This is a genomic window from uncultured Senegalimassilia sp., from assembly GCF_902464545.1.
In the GTDB taxonomy this organism is placed as follows: Bacteria; Actinomycetota; Coriobacteriia; order Coriobacteriales; family Eggerthellaceae; genus Senegalimassilia.
Map to the genome: position 1 here is coordinate 51,635 of NZ_CABQJR010000010.1, position 17,438 is coordinate 69,072.

At 61.8% G+C, this 17,438-nt stretch carries 16 protein-coding genes; 8 read left to right on the forward strand and 8 right to left on the reverse strand.

Annotated features, from left to right (window positions below):
* Positions 1 to 26 precede the first annotated feature (26 nt).
* The 6 genes from RDW26_RS04255 to pxpB form a co-directional block, all read right to left on the reverse strand.
* Positions 27 to 782 (reverse strand): LamB/YcsF family protein, encoded by a 756-nt coding sequence (locus RDW26_RS04255; protein ID WP_298628882.1) that lies wholly within the window; start codon positions 780 to 782, stop codon positions 27 to 29.
* A gap of 124 nt (positions 783 to 906) precedes the next feature.
* The gene (locus RDW26_RS04260) at positions 907 to 1,749 is read right to left on the reverse strand and encodes a putative hydro-lyase (protein WP_298628880.1); all 843 of its coding nucleotides are present in this window, start codon (positions 1,747 to 1,749) and stop codon (positions 907 to 909) included.
* 21 nt (positions 1,750 to 1,770) lie between these two features.
* Positions 1,771 to 3,126, reverse strand: coding sequence for an acetyl-CoA carboxylase biotin carboxylase subunit (gene accC, locus RDW26_RS04265; protein WP_307982656.1), 1,356 nt, complete (start codon positions 3,124 to 3,126; stop codon positions 1,771 to 1,773).
* A 15-nt stretch (positions 3,127 to 3,141) separates the two neighbouring features.
* Positions 3,142 to 3,672 (reverse strand): acetyl-CoA carboxylase biotin carboxyl carrier protein, encoded by a 531-nt coding sequence (gene accB / locus RDW26_RS04270; protein WP_307982657.1) that lies wholly within the window; start codon positions 3,670 to 3,672, stop codon positions 3,142 to 3,144.
* A gap of 9 nt (positions 3,673 to 3,681) precedes the next feature.
* Positions 3,682 to 4,815: a biotin-dependent carboxyltransferase family protein gene (locus RDW26_RS04275; RefSeq protein WP_307982658.1), complete on the reverse strand. Its 1,134-nt coding sequence runs from the start codon at positions 4,813 to 4,815 to the stop codon at positions 3,682 to 3,684.
* A 1-nt stretch (position 4,816) separates the two neighbouring features.
* Positions 4,817 to 5,545, reverse strand: coding sequence for a 5-oxoprolinase subunit PxpB (gene pxpB, locus RDW26_RS04280; protein WP_298629537.1), 729 nt, complete (start codon positions 5,543 to 5,545; stop codon positions 4,817 to 4,819).
* A gap of 218 nt (positions 5,546 to 5,763) precedes the next feature.
* On the opposite strand from pxpB, the gene RDW26_RS04285 reads away from it, so the two are divergent.
* A complete protein-coding gene (locus tag RDW26_RS04285; RefSeq protein WP_307982659.1) occupies positions 5,764 to 6,480 on the forward strand; it encodes a sulfite exporter TauE/SafE family protein in 717 nt (238 codons plus the stop codon).
* Positions 6,481 to 6,561: 81 nt separating this feature from the next.
* On the opposite strand, the gene RDW26_RS04290 is transcribed toward RDW26_RS04285, so the two are convergent.
* Complete coding sequence (locus RDW26_RS04290) at positions 6,562 to 7,005, reverse strand: universal stress protein (protein WP_114620622.1); 444 nt, start codon at positions 7,003 to 7,005, stop codon at positions 6,562 to 6,564.
* Positions 7,006 to 7,448: 443 nt separating this feature from the next.
* Here RDW26_RS04290 and RDW26_RS04295 point away from each other — a divergent pair, with 443 nt between their 5' ends.
* A complete protein-coding gene (locus tag RDW26_RS04295) occupies positions 7,449 to 8,639 on the forward strand; it encodes a pyridoxal phosphate-dependent aminotransferase (RefSeq protein WP_307982660.1) in 1,191 nt (396 codons plus the stop codon).
* A 243-nt stretch (positions 8,640 to 8,882) separates the two neighbouring features.
* Here the strand turns inward: RDW26_RS04295 and RDW26_RS04300 are convergent, their stop codons facing one another.
* On the reverse strand, positions 8,883 to 10,484 hold the full coding sequence (locus RDW26_RS04300) for a PLP-dependent aminotransferase family protein (RefSeq protein ID WP_307982661.1): 1,602 nt from the start codon (positions 10,482 to 10,484) through the stop codon (positions 8,883 to 8,885).
* Between the two features lie 150 nt (positions 10,485 to 10,634).
* On the opposite strand from RDW26_RS04300, the gene pdxS reads away from it, so the two are divergent.
* The 6 genes from pdxS (at position 10,635) to RDW26_RS04330 (ending at position 17,343) form a co-directional block, all read left to right on the forward strand.
* Positions 10,635 to 11,525 carry a pyridoxal 5'-phosphate synthase lyase subunit PdxS gene (gene pdxS, locus RDW26_RS04305; RefSeq protein ID WP_307982662.1) on the forward strand — a complete coding sequence of 297 codons (891 nt, stop codon included), beginning with the start codon at positions 10,635 to 10,637 and terminating at the stop codon, positions 11,523 to 11,525.
* Between the two features lie 219 nt (positions 11,526 to 11,744).
* The gene (gene pdxT, locus RDW26_RS04310) at positions 11,745 to 12,383 is read left to right on the forward strand and encodes a pyridoxal 5'-phosphate synthase glutaminase subunit PdxT (protein WP_307982663.1); all 639 of its coding nucleotides are present in this window, start codon (positions 11,745 to 11,747) and stop codon (positions 12,381 to 12,383) included.
* Positions 12,384 to 12,989: 606 nt separating this feature from the next.
* A complete protein-coding gene (locus RDW26_RS04315; protein WP_118349349.1) occupies positions 12,990 to 14,081 on the forward strand; it encodes an ornithine carbamoyltransferase in 1,092 nt (363 codons plus the stop codon).
* 131 nt (positions 14,082 to 14,212) lie between these two features.
* Positions 14,213 to 15,409, forward strand: a complete 1,197-nt coding sequence (locus tag RDW26_RS04320) for an agmatine deiminase family protein (RefSeq protein ID WP_307982664.1) — start codon at positions 14,213 to 14,215, stop codon at positions 15,407 to 15,409.
* Positions 15,410 to 15,668: 259 nt separating this feature from the next.
* Positions 15,669 to 15,890: a hypothetical protein gene (locus tag RDW26_RS04325; RefSeq protein ID WP_118349348.1), complete on the forward strand. Its 222-nt coding sequence runs from the start codon at positions 15,669 to 15,671 to the stop codon at positions 15,888 to 15,890.
* A gap of 13 nt (positions 15,891 to 15,903) precedes the next feature.
* On the forward strand, positions 15,904 to 17,343 hold the full coding sequence (locus RDW26_RS04330; RefSeq protein WP_281624168.1) for a cytosine permease: 1,440 nt from the start codon (positions 15,904 to 15,906) through the stop codon (positions 17,341 to 17,343).
* The last annotated feature ends 95 nt before the right edge of the window (positions 17,344 to 17,438 follow it).

A 17,438-nucleotide genomic window follows, 5' to 3' on the forward strand; every position in this document is an offset into this window, starting at 1 on the left:
CCGCGGCCTCGCGCGTGCCCCCGTTGCTACACGGGCTTCACCTCGACGCCGGCCTCGGTCAGCGCGGTGCGGATCTTGCCGGCGAACTCGAGCGCGTGCACGTTGTCGCCGTGGATGCAGATGGTGTCGGGCTTCACGGTGATCAGCTTGCCCGATGCCGACTCGATGGCGCCTTCCTTCACGGCGCGCACCACGCGCGCCACGGCGAAGTCCTCGTCGGTGATGACGGCGTCGGGGAGCTTGCGCGACACCAGCAGCCCCTCGTCGGTGTAGTTGCGGTCGGCGAAGAACTCCTGCGCGGTGCGGATGCCCTCCGCCTGGCCCGCGCGGATGAGCTCGCTGTTCGCCAGGCCCACCAGCACCAGGTCCAGGTTGGCGTCCTTCACGGCGGCGGCCACGGCACGGGCAAGCTCCGGGTCCACGGCGGCGCGGTTGTACAGCTGGCCGTGCGGCTTCACATGGTGCATGCGCGCCCCGGTGGCGTGGCAGAAGGCCTGCAGCGCGCCGATCTGGTACAGGATGTAGTCGTAGGCCTCGTCGGGCGACATGGCGATGTCGCGGCGGCCGAAGCCCTGCAGGTCGGGGTAGCCCGGGTGCGCGCCCACGGCAACGCCCGCGTCGGCGGCGAGCTTGACGGTGCGGCGCATGACCGCCGGGTCGCCGGCGTGCATGCCGCACGCCACGTTGACGCTGGAAACCAGCGGGATGACCTGGTCGTCAAGCCCGAGCGTGTATCGCCCGAAGCTTTCTCCCAGGTCGGAGTTGAGATCGATGCTCGGCATGTTCAACACTTCCATTTCCATATACATGAGCGTGCGCGGTTGCGGCATGCCGCAACCGCGCACGGCGTCGGTTCGGGTTGTTCGCCCTCGGACAAGCCTTAGGCGGGTCGGCGCGGTTGTCCTGCTAGCCCTTCAGGTCCACGTTCTTGGTGTCCGTGATCAGCATGTAGCCGGGGGCGTGCGTGATGGCGAACGGCGGCTTGCTGTTCATGACGATGGACTGCGGGGTGACGCCGCATGCCCAGAACACCGGCACCTCGCCGGGGTTGATGTCCACCGGGTCGCCGAAGTCGGGCTTGGCGATGTCCTTGATGCCGATGACGGAGGGGTCGCCGATGTGCACGGGCGCGCCGTGCACCTTCGGGATGGCGCCGGAGATCTGCACCGCTTTCACCACCTGGTCGTAGGGGATGGGGCGCATGCTGACCACCGTGTTGCCGCTCATGGAGCCGGCCGGTTCGCACGCCAGGTTGGTGAGGTACATGGACACGTTGCGGCCTTGCGTGTTGTGGCGCATCTCGATGCCCGCCTCGATCAGCTCGCTTTCGAAGCTGAACGAGCAGCCGATGATGAACGCCACCAGGTCGTCGCGCCAGTAGTCCACCACGTCGTCGACCTCGTCCACCATGACGCCGTCCTTGTAGATGCGGTATCCGGGGAAGTCGGTGGCAACGTCGCAGTCCTTCGCGCAGATGTGCGTCATGCGCTCGCCAACCTCGGTGACCTCCAGGATGGGGCAGGGCTTGGGGTTGCGCTGCGCGAACAGCAGGAAATCATAGGCCTGCTCGCGCGGCAGGATGATCAGGTTCGCCTGCGCGTAACCCGGGCACAGGCCGCTCGTGGGGGCGGCGAACTTGCCTTCGCGGATCAGATGACGCGCCTCGGCGGGCGTGGCGCGGAGCATCTGCTCCCACACGTCGGCGTCGACGCCTTCGGGCTTTGCAGGTACCGGCATTTCGATTCCCATAACGCTTCCTTTCTTCGATCCCTACACTTCGCCTGCAAGGAACTGCTCGATGAAGCCCGTGTCGGCCAGGCCGGCGCGGAACGTCTCGTTCTCCATGATGGCGTATTGGAAGTCAAGGTTGGTGTTCGCGCCCACGACCACCATCTCCTCGAGCGCGGTGCGCATCTTGGCGATGGCCTCGGTGCGGTTGCGGCCCTGCACGATGATTTTGGCGATCATGGAGTCGTAGTACGGCGAGATCTCGAAGCCGTCGTAGGCCGCGGTGTCCACGCGCACGCCGTTGCCGCCGGGCAGGTGCATCTGCGAGATGGTGCCGGGGCTGGGCATGAAGTTCTTCTCGGGCGTTTCGGCGTTGATGCGGCATTCGATGGCGTGCCCGCGCAACACGATGTCGTCCTGGGAAAACGACAGCGGCTCGCCGGCCGCCACGCGGATCATCTCGCCCACCAGGTCGGTGTGCGTGACCATCTCGGTGACGCAGTGCTCCACCTGGATGCGCGTGTTCATCTCCATGAAGTAGTAGTTGCGCTCGGCGTCCATGAGGAACTCGATGGTGCCGGCGGACGTGTAGCCCACGGCGCGCGCGGCCTTCACGGCGTCGTCCATCATGCGGCGGCGCAGGCCCTCGTCGGCGTCCAGCAGCGGGCTGGGGCTTTCCTCGATCATCTTCTGGTGGTTGCGCTGCACGCTACAGTCGCGCTCGCCTAAGGCCACCACGTTGCCGTGGTTGTCGGCGATGATCTGCACCTCCACGTGGCGCGGGTTCTGCACGGCGCGCTCCAGGTACATGGTGTTGTCGCCGAAGGCGTTGACGCTTTCGCGCTGGGCGATGTTGAACATGTCGGCGAAGTCCTCTTCGCTCTCCGACACGCGCATGCCCTTGCCGCCGCCGCCCGACGACGCCTTGATCATGATGGGCCAGCCGATGGTGCGGGCCTGCTCAAGGGCCACGTCCACGTCGTGGATGCCCTTCTTCGTGCCGGGCACCACGGGCACGCCGGCGTCCATCATGGTGCGGCGGGCCTGGCTTTTGTTGCCCATGCGGTCGATGACCTCGGGCGTGGGGCCGATGAACACGATGTCGTTGTCGCGGCACAGCTTGGCGAACGTGGAGTTCTCGGACAGGAAGCCGTAGCCGGGATGGATGGCGTCGGCGCCCGTGCCCTGGGCCGCGGCCAGGATGGCGGTGGTGTTCAGGTACGAATCGCGCGCCGGCGCGGGGCCGATGCACACGGCCTCGTCGGCCAGGTAGGTGTGCAGCGCGTGGCGGTCGGCCGTGGAGTACACGGCAACCGTCTTGATGCCCATGGCGCGGCATGCGCGGATGATGCGCACGGCTATCTCGCCGCGGTTGGCTATGAGGATCTTGTTGAACATGGGGCTCGCCTGCCCTTACGCGTTCGCGCTGGTGGAGATGCGGAACAGCGGCTGGTCGTATTCGACCTGCGTGCCGTTGGCTGCCAGCACCTCGGTGATGATGCCCGGCGCGGGGGCCGTGATCTCGTTCATCATCTTCATGGCCTCCACGATGGCCAGCGTCTGGCCGGTCAGCACCTCCTGGCCCACCTTCACGAACGGGTCCTCGTCGGGGCTGGGGCCGGCGTAGAACGTGCCCACCATGGGGCTGCGGACCACGCTGGCATCGTCGTCGCCGGCCACGGGCGCGCTTGCAGCGCCGGCCACCACGCCGGTGGCGTCCTCGCGGGCGTTGAGCAGCTGGCCGACGCGCTCGGCCATGAGGGGCAGGGCGGCGCCGGACAGCGCGCCGGCGGCGGGCTTGCGCTCGAGCTCGATCTCCACCTGGCCGTCCTTGAAGCGCAGGGCCGTCAGGTCGCCCTCGTCCATGATGCTGAGAAGGTCGAGGATGTTCTCGCGGCGCTGCTTCGTGGCGTCGGCGGTGCCGTTGGTTTCGTTCGTGGTCATGGGGTGCTCCTATCGGTTCGACTCGCTTGCGGGCTGCTCTGCGGGCTGCAAGCGTTGTTGCTCGGTTTTGCTCAGTTCGATCCACAGCTTCTGGCTGCCGGACGCGTGCGCGCGGGCCTGCGCTTCAAGGATGGGCGTCAGCCTTCGCGCCGTCCTTCGCGGCGATATGCCGCCGTAGCAGGGGCGCTTGACCATCTTGGCGAGCGCATCCATGCGGCGCGCCTCCTGGCGGTACAGGTCCTGCGCCTGCTGGATGGTGACGGGGGCGAAGCGGATGACGCGGCCCGGCGTGCACTGCACCAGCTTGGGCAGGTCGACGCTGCAGACGGTGCCGATCTTGGCGTAGCCGCCGGTGGTCTGGCGGTCTGAGAGCATGATGATGGGGCGGCCGTCGGCGGGGATCTGCACGGCGCCCAGCGCGATGCCGTCCGAGATGATGTCGCTGCCGTTCGCCGTCTCGATCTCCGGGCCGTCCAGGCGGAATCCCATGCGGTCGCATCGGCTGGTGGTGGTGTAGGACTGGCCGTAGAAGGTGTCCACGCCGTCTTGCGTGAACATGTCCTCCTGCGGGCCGGGCACCACGCGCAGCGTGATCTCGGGGTCGTCGAAGCCGTAGAAATCGTCGTCACGGTCGACGGTGTGCGAGCCCAGGTTGGGGATGAAGTCGATGTTGCGCGCGCAAAACGGCAGGTAGTCGCCGGTGATGAGCGCGCGGCCCTTCCATCCGCCGATGCCGCACTTCAGGTTGGTGGAACGGCTGCCCATGACCTCGGGCGCGTTGATGGAGCCGCCTGCGATGGCCAGGTAGCCGTACATGCCCGTCTTCGGGGCGCCGAAGGCCAGCACGCTGCCGCGGTGCACGGCCAGCGCGGTGTACATGGGCGCGGGGCGGCCGTCGAGCGTGGGACGGAAATCGCCGCCGGTGATGGCGACGTAGGTGCTGGTGGTGAAGCGAAGCGTCGGCCCGGCCAGGCAGAACTCCAGGACCGGGGCGTCGGGGTCGTTGTCGACCAGCAGGTTGGCCGTGTGCAGCGCGCGGGTGTCCATGACGCCCGACGGGCTGAAGCCGCTGCCCAGGAAACCGGTGCGGCCTCGGTCCTGCACGGTGGTCAGGATGCCGGGTTTGATGGCGGTGACTCCCATGCTAGGCCTCCTCTACGATAACGTCGCACTCATAGCCGCCTGCGGCGATCTGCGCCTCGATGGCGTCGTACTGCTTCTGCGTGATGGGCTGGAAGCGAAGGTACTCGCCTGCGCGGTACAGGATGGGCTGGGCGCGCTCGGGGTCGTACGGGCGCACGGGGCTGCGGCCGATGATCTGCCAGCCTCCGGGGCTTGCCAGCGGGTAGATGCCCGTCTGCGCGCCGCCGATGCCCACGCTGCCCGCAGGGATCTCGGTGCGGGGGACGGAAAGGCGCGGCGTGTGCAGCCGCGGGTCCAGGCCGCCCAGGTAGGCGAAGCCGGGCAGGAAGCCCAGCATGTCGATGAGGTAGTCGTGCGCGCTGTGCAGGTTGATAACGTCCTGCTCGGACATGCCGGCATGGTGCGCCACCGTGGGCAGGTCGGGGCCGAACTCCCCGCCGTAGCAGACGGGGATGACCACGATGCGCTTCACGCCCGTCTCGGCGGCGGCCAGGTTGCGCAGCTTGCCCTGCACGCGCTGGCACAGCTCGTCGTAGCCGATGACGCACGGGTCGTAGGTGACCATGAGCGAGCAGAACGTGGGCACCAGCTCGGTGACCCCGGGGATGGGGTCGTCGGTGAGCGTCTGCGCCGCAACGCGGATCATGCCGCTGGTTTGCGGCGATATGGTTTTGGCGAACTCCAAGTTGATAGCGGAGTCGCCAGCGATGGTGATGTTGAATCCAGCCACTGTTCCCCTATGCTTTCGGATTGCGTACCTGCCTATGGTAGATGATGTTTCCCCTCATGCTAAGGCAATTAGCCGCAAAAAGGCATTTTGGTAATATACTTGCAACCTATTTCATGGATAACGATGAAGCCGCGGCTAGGCGGCAAAAGGCGCGGCTGAGCAGGTGGGTATTCCGGTTCGCGGGGCCTATTGCAAGATAACGGGAGCGAGGGTCTCTGTTGGTTAAGAACGTCATATTTCTGGCGGTGTTCCTGTTCGGCTACACCGTGCAGGCCATCACCGGGTTCGCCGGCAACATCTTCTGCATGCCGGTGGGCACGCTCACGTTGGGACTGCAAAGCTCGGTGTCCATCTTGAACGCTACGGGCTTTCTGGCTTGCACGGTGCTTGCCGTGCTCAACTTCCGTAGCATCCATTGGCGCGAGCTCGGTAAGATCGTGGGCGTCATGCTGCCGTTCGTGGCGTTGGGCGCTTGGCTTGACTCCGTGGTACCGCTGCATGCGCTGTTGAAGATATACGGCCTGGTCATCCTTGCCGTCGGCATCAAGAACCTCGTGCAGCGCAAGCAGTCGTTCCTGCCGGAGTGGGCGCTGTGGGGCGTGCTGGTGGCGGCGGGCCTGATCCAGGGCATGTTCGTTTCCGGCGGCGCGCTGCTGGTCATCTACGCGGTGCAGAAGCTCACGGACAAGGAGCAGTTCCGTGCCACGCTGTCGGCGGTGTGGTCCATCCTTAACTTGTTGTACGCCGGCGTGCAGCTGTACCAGGGGCACTTCACGCACGAAGTGTGGATCATGGTGCTGTGCTGCATCCCTCTCATCGTGCTGGCCACAGTGGTGGGCGGCAAGCTTGCCAAGCGCATCAGCCAGGAGCGCTTCCTGAGGCTGACGTACGTGCTGCTGCTGGTCATCGGCACTGTTTTGCTGGTCACGTCGTAACTTCGTATCTCGAAATGAAAAGCGGGGGCAGATGGCCCCCGCTTTTACGTTCTTGCTTGTTTCGCCGTTCGCTTTGCGCGGTTAGTCCTGCTTGACCACCAGCACGTCGCAGCGGACGTTGCGGATGAGGTACGTGGAAACGCTGCCCACGAACACGTACTTGATGTTGCTCAGGCCGCGCTCGCCGCAGATGACCAGGTCGGGCTCGGTGGGCTCGATGAGCTGCTTCTGCAGCGTGTCGGTGATGCGGCCGGCGCGGACGATCAGCTGCACGGAGGGGATGTCGGCGTTGTTACGGGCCTTCTCCAGCAGGTCGGCAAGGTCGGTCTCGATGCGGATCTTGCCCTCGTTGCACAGAAGCTCGAAGTCGACGCCCGATGCCTCATAGGGCACGGAGTCGATGACATGGCCGAACGTGAGCTCAGCATGCTCTTCCTCCGCCAGAGCGATGGCGCGCTCCATGACCGCTCGCTGGGTGGATGCGCCGTCGAGTGCTGCGAAGATGCGCTTGTAACCGAAAGCCATGATAACCCCTTTCGTTGTGCGCGGCGCTTGGGCGCCTGCGCGGATGTTTTCAGGTCGGCTCGAGCGTGTGCCACGAGATCACGCGCCCGTGTTCTGGGGTTATTGTACCGCAATGTGCGCCCGCCGGCGGTGACGGTTTGCTTTCGGCCCAAGGTGTTGCCCAAGGGTTTCCCGGCGGGGAAGCCGAGTGCGTTCAAGTGGCGGGCGCAGGCGGTCGGCATGCTTGGCGGGCGCCTGGGCGGACGCTCGGTGGGTTCCGACCAGGTGGGCTGCGCGCCGCTTTCGCGGACGGTCCTTGCCGGCGAGCTTGTTCGAAATGCGGTTTTCGTGCTCCGGCTAACTTTGTTGGTTGCCGCGCGGGCGGCAATGCGGTGCGAAAGTGCTAATCTGGACGGCGAACTTATCATCGTGCGTTATGCGCACCGGCACGCAAGGAGCACCTTATGATCGACGAAAGAATGTATGGCCTGGGAAATGCGCCCTCCGCGATCCGCGAGCTGTTCGCCTACGGTTTGAAGCGCAAGGCCGAGATCGGCGAGGACAAGGTGTTCGATTACTCCATCGGCAACCCCAGCGTGCCCGCGCCGCAGAAGGTGGCCGACACCATCGAGGAGCTCATGAAGCTGCCGCCGGTCGAGCTGCACGCGTATTCGCCTGCTGCCGGTATCCCCGCCGTCCGTCAGACCATCGCCGACAGCATCGCCCGCCGCTACGGCATCCCGGCGAAGGCGGGCCGCGTGTACATGACGGTTGGCGCCGCCGCATCCATCGCCATCAGCCTGGGCGCCGTCACCAACGCCGGCGACGAGGTCATCGTCCCCAGCCCGTACTTCCCCGAGTATAAGGTGTGGATCGAGACCATGGGCTGCTCCATCGTCGAGGTGCCCACGCAGGTCCCCAGCTTCCAGCTTGATGTGGAGGCCATGGGCGCCGCTATCAATGAGAAGACCGCGGCCGTCATCATCAACTCGCCGAACAACCCGGTGGGCGCGGTGTACACGCGCGAGAACCTGGAAGCCTTGGCGGCCATGCTGGAGGCGAAGAGCGCCGAGATCGGCCATCCGATCTACCTGATCAGCGACGAACCGTATCGCGAGATCACCTACGGCGTGGAGGTTCCCTACGTTCCCACCATCTATCCCCGCACGCTGGTGTGCTACTCGTACTCCAAGGCGCTCAGCCTGCCGGGCGAGCGTGTCGGCTACGTGTACGTTTCCGACACCATGGACGCCGAAGAGGCCGATCGCGTGTTCTTCGCCGTCGCCGGCGCTGGCCGTGCGCATGGTTACATCTGCGCGCCGGTGCTGTTCCAGCGCGTTGCCGCGGCGTGCGTCGACGAGCCGTCCGATGTGGAGGCGTATGCCACCAACCGCCGCATCCTGACCGAGGCTCTGGACGAGATGGGCTACGAGTACGTGCAGCCTGATGGCGCGTTCTACCTGTGGGTGCGCGCGCTTGAGCCCGACGCCCAGGCGTTCAGCGACCGCGCGAAGCAGCATGAGCTGCTCATCGTTCCCTCCGACAGCTTCGGCGTCCCGGGCTGGGTGCGCATGAGCTACTGCATCGCCCGTGAGACCATCGAGAACAGCCTGCCGGCGCTGAAGGCGCTCAAGGAGTCCTACGACGCCGAGTAGCGTTTACTTGACTTTGCGGTAGAGGCGCGAGCGCGAGCTGGGTGAGAAGCCCGGCTCGCGCTTTTTGCGTTTGAGCGGGGTTTGCGGTTTCGCAAAACGCTGTCGGGGTGGTTTGCGGCGCTGGGGTTGGGCTCGGGGGTTTGCGAGACGTTGTTCGAGCGCTTTTGCAGTGCTGCCTGGGTCCGACCGCTTCGTGGCATAGGGATCGGACCCAGGCATTTGCGGGCCATTTGCGGTGCTGCTCTACGCCCAGGCGCTTGCGAGGGCGTGTGCGACGGCGGGGACTTCCTCAGCTGGGATGCTGTCGCTTCGCAGGATGAAACGTGCGCGGGGTGCGCCTGCCGGGCTCGCCGTGCTTGCCTGCGGCTCGGAGTCGGTCGGGGTCGCGCTTGGTGAAGCCGCGCCGGCGAAGCTCGACAGCGGGGCGATGCGGATGCCGGTGGCTTCGGCTGCGGCAGCAAGCTCATGTTCGCTACATGCGCTTTCCAGCTGCATGATGAAATGCAGGCCGTCGTTGAGCCCGGTGAACGCAATGCGATCGCCGAATGCTTCGTGCAAGGCGCTGACCAGGGCATCCTGCGTTTTGCGCGCGTGGGTGCGCAGGCGGTTCACATGGCGGTCGTAATGCCCCTGCTCGATGAAGCGCGCCAGCGCCAGCTGGTCGAGCGGGCTGACGGTGTTGGCATAGAAGCCGAGCTGCTCGTGGAAGCGCTGCGCCAGCTGCGGCGGCAGCACCAGGTACGCCATGCGAAACGCCGCGCCCAGGCTTTTGGCGAACGAGTTGAGGTACAGCACGCGTTCGGCGGCGTCGATGCCGAACAGCGAGGGTATGGGCCGCCCGGCCATGCGGAACTCCGAGTCGTAGTCGTCCTCGATCAGGTAGCGATCCCCTTCGCGAGCCCAGTTCAAAAGCTCGCGGCGTCGGGCGGCCGTGGTCACGATCCCGGTGGGGAACTGGTGCGACGGCATGATGTGGGCGACCGATGCGCCGGAGGCTTCCAGCGCATCGATGTCGATGCCGGAATCGTCCAGCCCGATATGGGCAACCGGCGCGTCTTGCTGCTCGTACATGCGCGTGAGCAGGGGATATCCAGGATCTTCCACCGCGTAGCGCCTGGTGCGCCCCAGCAGCTGCACGAGCAGCTGGTACAGCGTTTGCGACCCGGCGCCTATGACGACCTGGTCGGGCGACACGTCCATCCCGCGATACTGTCGCAGGTGGTCGGCGATGGCGCTTCGCAGTTCGGGCGACCCTGCTGCCGAAGCGGCTTCAGCGAGCGATGCCGCCGATTCGTCTGAAAGAGTCCGCCGAACGGCTTTTGCCCAAGCGGAGTAGGGGAGCATGGTGGTCGCCAGCGTGCTGTGCGTGAAATCCGCGAGCAACGGCGTGCCGAGCGGGGCGTTTTGCGTGCGGGGTGCGGTGGAATCGTCGGCCGACAGGGCGAAGCCGGCTTCGGACGTTAGGGCCGTTGAGCCTTCCGGATGCCCCTGCTCTCGCGAAATAGACTGAAGACCATTTGGGTTTGCGGGGCAGTTCTTGCGTCCTTCGCTTGCGACCGCACTCGTTGTCTCCGCTCGGTGCTGCGCGCTTCCCTGCTCCCCGATCTTGGCGGCGGGCGCGAGGTCGCATGCGTAGTAGCCGCAGCGTTCGCGCGAGCGGATGTAGCCTTCGACGACAAGCTGGTCGTATGCGGCTTCGATGGTGATCAGGCTGACGCCCAGCTGTTTCGCCAAGGCGCGTTTCGACGGCAATTTCTGCCCGGGTTCGACTTTTCCGTGCGCGATATCGTGACGGATGCAACGATACAGGTATTCGTAAAGAGCCAGGTCACCGCGTGATTCCATATCATAGAAGAACACTTGTTCGTCACCGCTTTCCCGAATTGTTTCACGTGGAACATCTGGTCATATAAAAAGAAACAGTTTTGGGCATACTACCATAACCAGATGAAGCGTAACCTTCGGACATTCACATTCTTAGAGAAGGAGTAGGAAATGACCGAGCCTCAAACCGCCGAAGAGCGCGTTGCCCTGAACCGCCAGCTTGCCCAGATGCTGAAGGGCGGCGTCATCATGGACGTCACCACGCCCGAGCAGGCGCACATCGCCGAGCAGGCGGGCGCTTGCGCCGTCATGGCGCTCGAGCGCATCCCCGCCGACATCCGCGCCGCCGGCGGCGTGTCCCGCATGAGCGACCCGAAGATGATCAAGGGTATCCAGGAGGCCGTTTCCATCCCCGTTATGGCAAAGTGCCGCATCGGCCACTTCGTTGAGGCCCAGGTGCTGCAGGCCATCGACATCGACTACATCGACGAGTCCGAGGTGCTGTCCCCGGCCGACGACACGTATCACATCGACAAGACCCAGTTCAACGTGCCGTTCGTCTGCGGCGCCCGTGACCTGGGCGAGGCGCTGCGCCGCATCGCCGAGGGCGCCACGATGATCCGCACCAAGGGCGAGCCCGGCACGGGCGACGTGGTGCAGGCCGTGCGTCATATGCGCATGATGAACGCCGAGATCCGCCGCATCCAGAACCTGCGCGCCGACGAGCTGTTCGAGGCCGCCAAGCAGCTGCAGGTGCCCGTTGAGCTGGTGAAATACGTGCACGAGAACGGCAAGCTGCCTGTCGTGAACTTCGCCGCCGGCGGCGTTGCCACCCCGGCCGACGCTGCGCTCATGATGCAGCTGGGCGCCGAGGGCGTGTTCGTGGGCTCCGGCATCTTCAAGTCCGGCAATCCCGAGAAGCGAGCGCAGGCCATCGTGAAGGCCGTGGCGAACTACGCCGACGCCAAGCTCATCGCCGAGCTGTCCGAGGACCTGGGCGAGGCCATGGTCGGCATCAACGAGAGCGAGATCGCCCTCCTCATGGCAGAGCGCGGGAAGTAGCCGTTTCGTTTTGCCTTCCGGCAAAACGAAACGGCTCGACGCTGCGGGCCGCTGCGGCACGCCGTCTTGCACCTCAGCTGCGCGGGCATGGCCCGAAGGCCAATGCCCGCTTGCTTCGGCGCAATACGACGCACCGCAGCGGCCCTCGCTGACTTTGACGCCGCCTGCGAGGTTTTGAAGCGGGTGGCTTTTGGCTTGATGCGACCGAAGGGTTTCCCTATGTCTAAGAAAATCGCTGTTTTGGCTGTTCAGGGGGCGTTTGTCGAGCATGAGCGCGCGCTGGCGAAGCTGGGTTGCGAATGCATCGAGCTTCGCCAGGGGCCCGATGTCGAACAGCCCTACGATGCCCTGGTGCTGCCCGGGGGCGAGAGCACGGCGCAGGCGAAGATGCTGCGCGAGCTGGGCATGCTCGACGCGTTGAAGTCCCGCGTGGCTGCCGGCATGCCGGTTCTGGGCACGTGCGCGGGCCTGATCTTGCTGGCGCAAAACGTCGAAGAAGGCGTTCCCGCCGCCGGCGATCCGAACGGCCCCGTTGCCGCAGGCGCAACCGCGGCGGGCGCCATCGGAACGCTGCCGGTGACGGTTCGCCGCAACGCGTACGGCCGCCAACTGGGAAGCTTCCGCACCGTTGCTCCCTGCGCCGGCTTGCCTGGCGTGCCGGATGGCGAAACCGTCGATATCCCGATGACGTTCATCCGCGCTCCGTTCATCAAGGAGGTGCATGAAGGCGCCGAGGTCCTGGCGCGTGTGGACGATCGCATCGTGGCCGTGCGCTCGGGCAATCAGCTGGGCGTCTCGTTTCACCCGGAGCTCGACGACAACCTGCGCATCCATGAACTGCTTGTGAGCCTGATCTAGCATCTAGCGAACAGCGCAAAACCCCCGGAACCAAAGCCGTGTGGCTTCAATTCCGGGGGTTTTGCTATGCGGTCGATTATGCGATACGGAAGCAAATCGCCCATAAATTACGGCAGACTCCTTGCGCTCGCTTCAGGCGATTTGCGACTTGCAAAAGAGTTACGCGTGCTGCATTAGGTTGTCGGCTTCGCTTTGGTGGGCACTCGGGAGCATATCTCCACGTTTGTCTTCGAGGCCGAACTTCTTCGTTTTCAACTCAGTAAAACACACGTTGACCTGCAAAAAAGCGCCGCAATATCATCAATAGCATAGTTCCTCTCATTGGCAATTCGTATTGGTGAGAGCAAGCGGTCTCACGGTTCAAACCATTCATGCCATCTATCAATGCATCTATATAACCCTATTAGGTTATATAGATGCACCCTTCTAACCCGTACGCAATAACTAGCTTAATCCCTTCACGCACTTTTCATAAATGGTACAGCAAGCCGATTGAGGGTTATCCCTTGCGGCTCGTAAAGTGGCAGCCATCGGATCCCAAGTGAGGGGTTCAAACCAATAGCGAATCGTCGAAAGACGAACGGCAAGAAAGAAGGAGTGAGGGTTATGAAGCACGAGCATTACATGGACATGAACCGTCTGAGCGACTGGAGCGTGGACCAAATCAACGAACTGCTTGATGTTTGCCTGCTGCTGAAGGAGATGGAGGAGAAGGGCGTTCGCTTGCCCCTGCTTAAGGACGTCTCCCTTGCTATGATGTTCGACCAGCAGTCAACCCGTACCCGCGTAAGCTTCGAGACGGCCATGACCCAGTTTGGCGGCCATGCAATGTTCCTCGACGGCAGCTCTCTGCATGCCGGCTCTGGCCAAGAGGATATCGCGGAGACTGCGGCTATTATTTCTTCCATGGCCGACGCCATCATGATTCGTAGCTTGTCTCAGCGCGTCATCGATGAGGTTGTTGCTAACTCCACCGTACCGGTTATCAGCGGCATGTCCTGCGCCGAGTTCCAGTCTGATGGCTTTGGTAGCCAGGAGCAGCATCATCCCACGCAGGTCATTGCCGACCTTATCACGATGATCGAGCGCAAGCCGAAGGGCAAGAAGCTGTCTGATTGCACCTTCATGTGGCTGGGCGATGGCGCTGACGGTTTCGACTGCGTGTTCATGGACCATCTCTCCCTGTTCCCGCGCTTGGGCATTCGCGTGATTTGCGCTGCCCCCAAGAAGTTCTGGCCCTCCGACGAGCTGCTGGCAAAGTGCCGCGCTCAGGCTGCCGAGGATGGCAACGGCGAGATCATCTGCACCGAGGATCCCTATGAGTACGCTCCCGAAACCGATTTCTTCTACACCGGTGTCGTGAACTACCACAAGATGGGCGTTTGCGAGAAGGAAGCCTTTGAGGTGTTCTACCCGAAGTACCAGATCAACGAAGAGCTCATGGCTCATGCCCCGAAGTCCGCTTGGGTTATGCACTACCTGCCCGGTAACCGTAACTGGGAGATGACTGACGCAGTGTGGGATGGCCCGCAGTCTGCTCTGCTGCCCCTGGGCGAGAATCGTCTGTATGCTCAGCGCGGTATTCTGGTGTACATCCTGTGGCCGCTCCGCCGCAACACCAGCGAGTATCTGGAGAACTACTACCGCGGTAAGGTCGAAGATCTGCTGACCCCGCGCATTCACAACTACGACTTCTAAGGCGTAAGTTTTGTCGTTCGGTTGACGCTAGCCCGGTTCTCGTCAATCGAACAAGGCACAATCATATTTCGCAAAGGGCTGCATGGTCGGCAGCGATCATGCAGCCCTTCGTACTCATTGGAGGTACTGAAATGCGTCAGATTACCGAATCCGAATCCACTCCTAAAGCCGATGGCTTCTATATGCCGGCCGAATTCGCCCCGCAAGACCGCGTGTTCATGGGCTGGCCGAACCGTCCTGACACGTTTGCGTTCGGCGCCGTGCCCGCTCAGCGCACCTATGCCGGCATCGCGAATGCCATTTCCGAGTTCACTCCCGTTGTGATGTGCTGCAACGAGGCCGACTACGACAACTGCAAGGCTGTGTTCAAGGATAACGAGCGCGTGACGGTTATGGAAATGAGCATCAACGATGCTTGGTTCCGCGATACCGGCGCCACGTTCTTGGTGAATGACAAGGGCGACAAGGCTGCTACTGACTGGCACTTCAATGCATACGGTGGCTTGGTGGATGGCCTGTACTTCCCCTGGGACAAGGATGCTAAAATCGCGCGTAAAATGGCCGACTACGTGGGGGTTCGCACGTATCGTCCCGACCATGTGATTCTCGAGGGCGGTTCTATTACCGTTGATGGTGAAGGTACCCTTATCGTTACGGACTCGTGCCTGCTTTCCGGTGGTCGTACCGCTTCTGTGCTGGTCGCCCATGAGCCTGATGCAGATGATTGGCCGCTGTACCCGCGTAAATATGAGCCTTTCAGCGAGGAACTGCGCGCTTACATGACCAAAGAACTCGAAGAGTACTTGGGTGTTGAGAAGGTTATTTGGGTTAAGGAAGGCATCGATCCCGAGGTTACTAACGGTCATATTGACGACTGCGCGACCTTTATCGCTCCTGGCGTTGTGGCCTGCATCTGGACCGATGATCCGGACTATCCGTTCTATCGTCAGTGCCATGAAATCTACGACACTTTGGTTAACGCTACCGATGCTAAGGGTCGCAAGCTGAAGGTCTACAAGCTTCCCATGCCCGAGAAGCCTTGCTTCATGTCCGATGAGGAAGCGAATTCCATCGACCTGGTGAACCCGCGTACCGCGCAGGACGAGCCGCAGATTGCTTCCTACATGAATTACCTGGTAACCAATCACGGTTGCATCATCCCGCAATACGGCGACGTTAATGATGCTCTTGCCGTAGAAACCTTGCAGAAGATTTACGACGAGACGTGGGGCGAAGGCGTGTTCAAGTGCGTTGGCGTTGACTCTCGCCAGGTTGTGTACGGCGGTGGCAACATCCACTGCATCACGCAGCAGGAGCCCTCTGCTTAAAGCTTGGAAACACTTTCAAATAGGCATCTGACCCATAAATTCATGATTCGCATTAATTGCTAACAGGGTTAATGGGTTCTGAATACGGAGGGCGTAGGTTTTTGCTAGAGGTAAGACTTGCGCCCTCTTTTGGATTACGAAGCGCAAGAGGGGAACCGTGCGAAAGAAACGACCCTTTTTGAAAACGCCGGTGGCGGTAATGGTTGCCGTGCTCGCTTCGTAGGATGCCAACTTCGATAACAGAAGGAGGGAGTAGTCCATGAGTGCCGTAGATGAAATCAGGTCCGAGCTGAGCGGAAGCACGAACTTCGATGAAGCTCACGAAGGGGAACTGTTCGAGCGTATCGCGGAAATCGAAGAGCAAGAACGCGAGGGAAAGCTCATTCCTGGACTGGATAAAGCCGACAACATTTTGATAGCCGCAATGTTTATCGTGCTGGGAGTGTTGCCTGTTATCTGGTATGCGGTCATGTATTTCTAAGGGGAGGTGCATTATGGCTGAAGCAGATGTCAACAGCGAGGCTCAAAGCGAGTCTATGCCTGTTCTAAAAAGCGAGCGTCCTTATGGTTTCAAAGATTACACGGTAGTTATCACGGGTTTTGCGTGCGCGGCATGGTGTTTTATCACCGGAGGAAGTCTGGCGCTATATGTAGACGTTCCGACAGCGCTTGTTGGCTCGATTGCCGGCAACATCGTTGCAGTATTGCTTATGTCGCTTGCGACGCAGGTGATATCGGGAAAATATGGAGTCGACGCATACACATCGGTGCGAGGCATCCTTGGTGGCAAAGGCACGAAGGTATTCCTGATTTTGATGTCCATATTCGTTATTGCTTGGCTGGTTATCCTCTGTATGATGGTGGCGAAGGCCGTTGGCAATATCGTGCTTGGGTTTACCGGAACGGACATCACTACCGGTGTTCCCATGTTCATTCTTTCGGTGATTGCCGGCGCGATTTGCTGGATGGTCGCCTGGAAGGGCCCTGTGCTCTTGAAGAAGCTCAATAACTTCGTAGCACCTATTTTCGTCATCATTTTGATCTTCCTGTTCGTGGTGGTCAGCATGAACTACGGTTGGGATACCGTTCTGTCCGCTAAGCCCTTGGCTCCGTTTGAGGACCAGTGGCTGAACTTCCTGGTAGTCTTCGAGCTCAGTATGGGCGCCGGCTTTTCTTGGTGGCCGAATATGGGTGGTGTTGCGAAGCTGTGCAAGACCACGAAGGCGGCTTTCTGGCCAAACGTTATCGGATTGGTTTTCGCCGCGACTCTGGGCACCGTTATGGGTGTTGCAGCATCTCTGCTGGTGAACAGCTCCGATCCGACTGCATGGATGATTCCGATGGGCGGTCTGGGTCTTGGCACCGCGGCTTTGCTGCTGGTGATTTGTGCCGACATTACTGCATGCTCCGTTATGTTGTACAACCTGGGTATTGGCATTAAGCAAGTGAAGACCTTTGTGAAAATCCCATGGGGCAAGTGCACTGGCTTGATTACCCTGATTGCTTTCGTCGGCATGATTTGGGCTGAGCCGCTGTACGACAATTTCTATATCATCCTGGGTATTTCCAGCATGAGCTGCGCTCCTATCGCAATGATGCAGCTGGTTGACTACTACGCGTTCAGGAAAAAGCACATTTCCATTCGCGACGCTTACAACAACGGCAAGAACTCCAAGTACTATTTCTGGGGTGGCTTCAACTGGGTTGCAATTGGCGTTTTCGCAGCTTCGGTGGTGCTGTATCTTGCAATTTTCGATCCCTTCCTGTGCATTCCTCATGACGCCTTCAGGTACTGCAACGCAACAACTGCTGTGTGTATCTTCAGCGCGCTTGCATACTATGTGCTAGGAAAGCTGCTTCTGGTGAAGAGAGGTATCGGCGGCTTCCCGAAGCCTAATGAGAAGGCCGGCATCGAATCGAACGGTAAAGAATAGTTTTCGATAAACAAGCAAGGAGGTAAACCCTATGCCCTATGCAAAAGGTGACGGTCCTTCCGTAGTCATCGCCCTCGGCGGCAACGCCCTCGGCA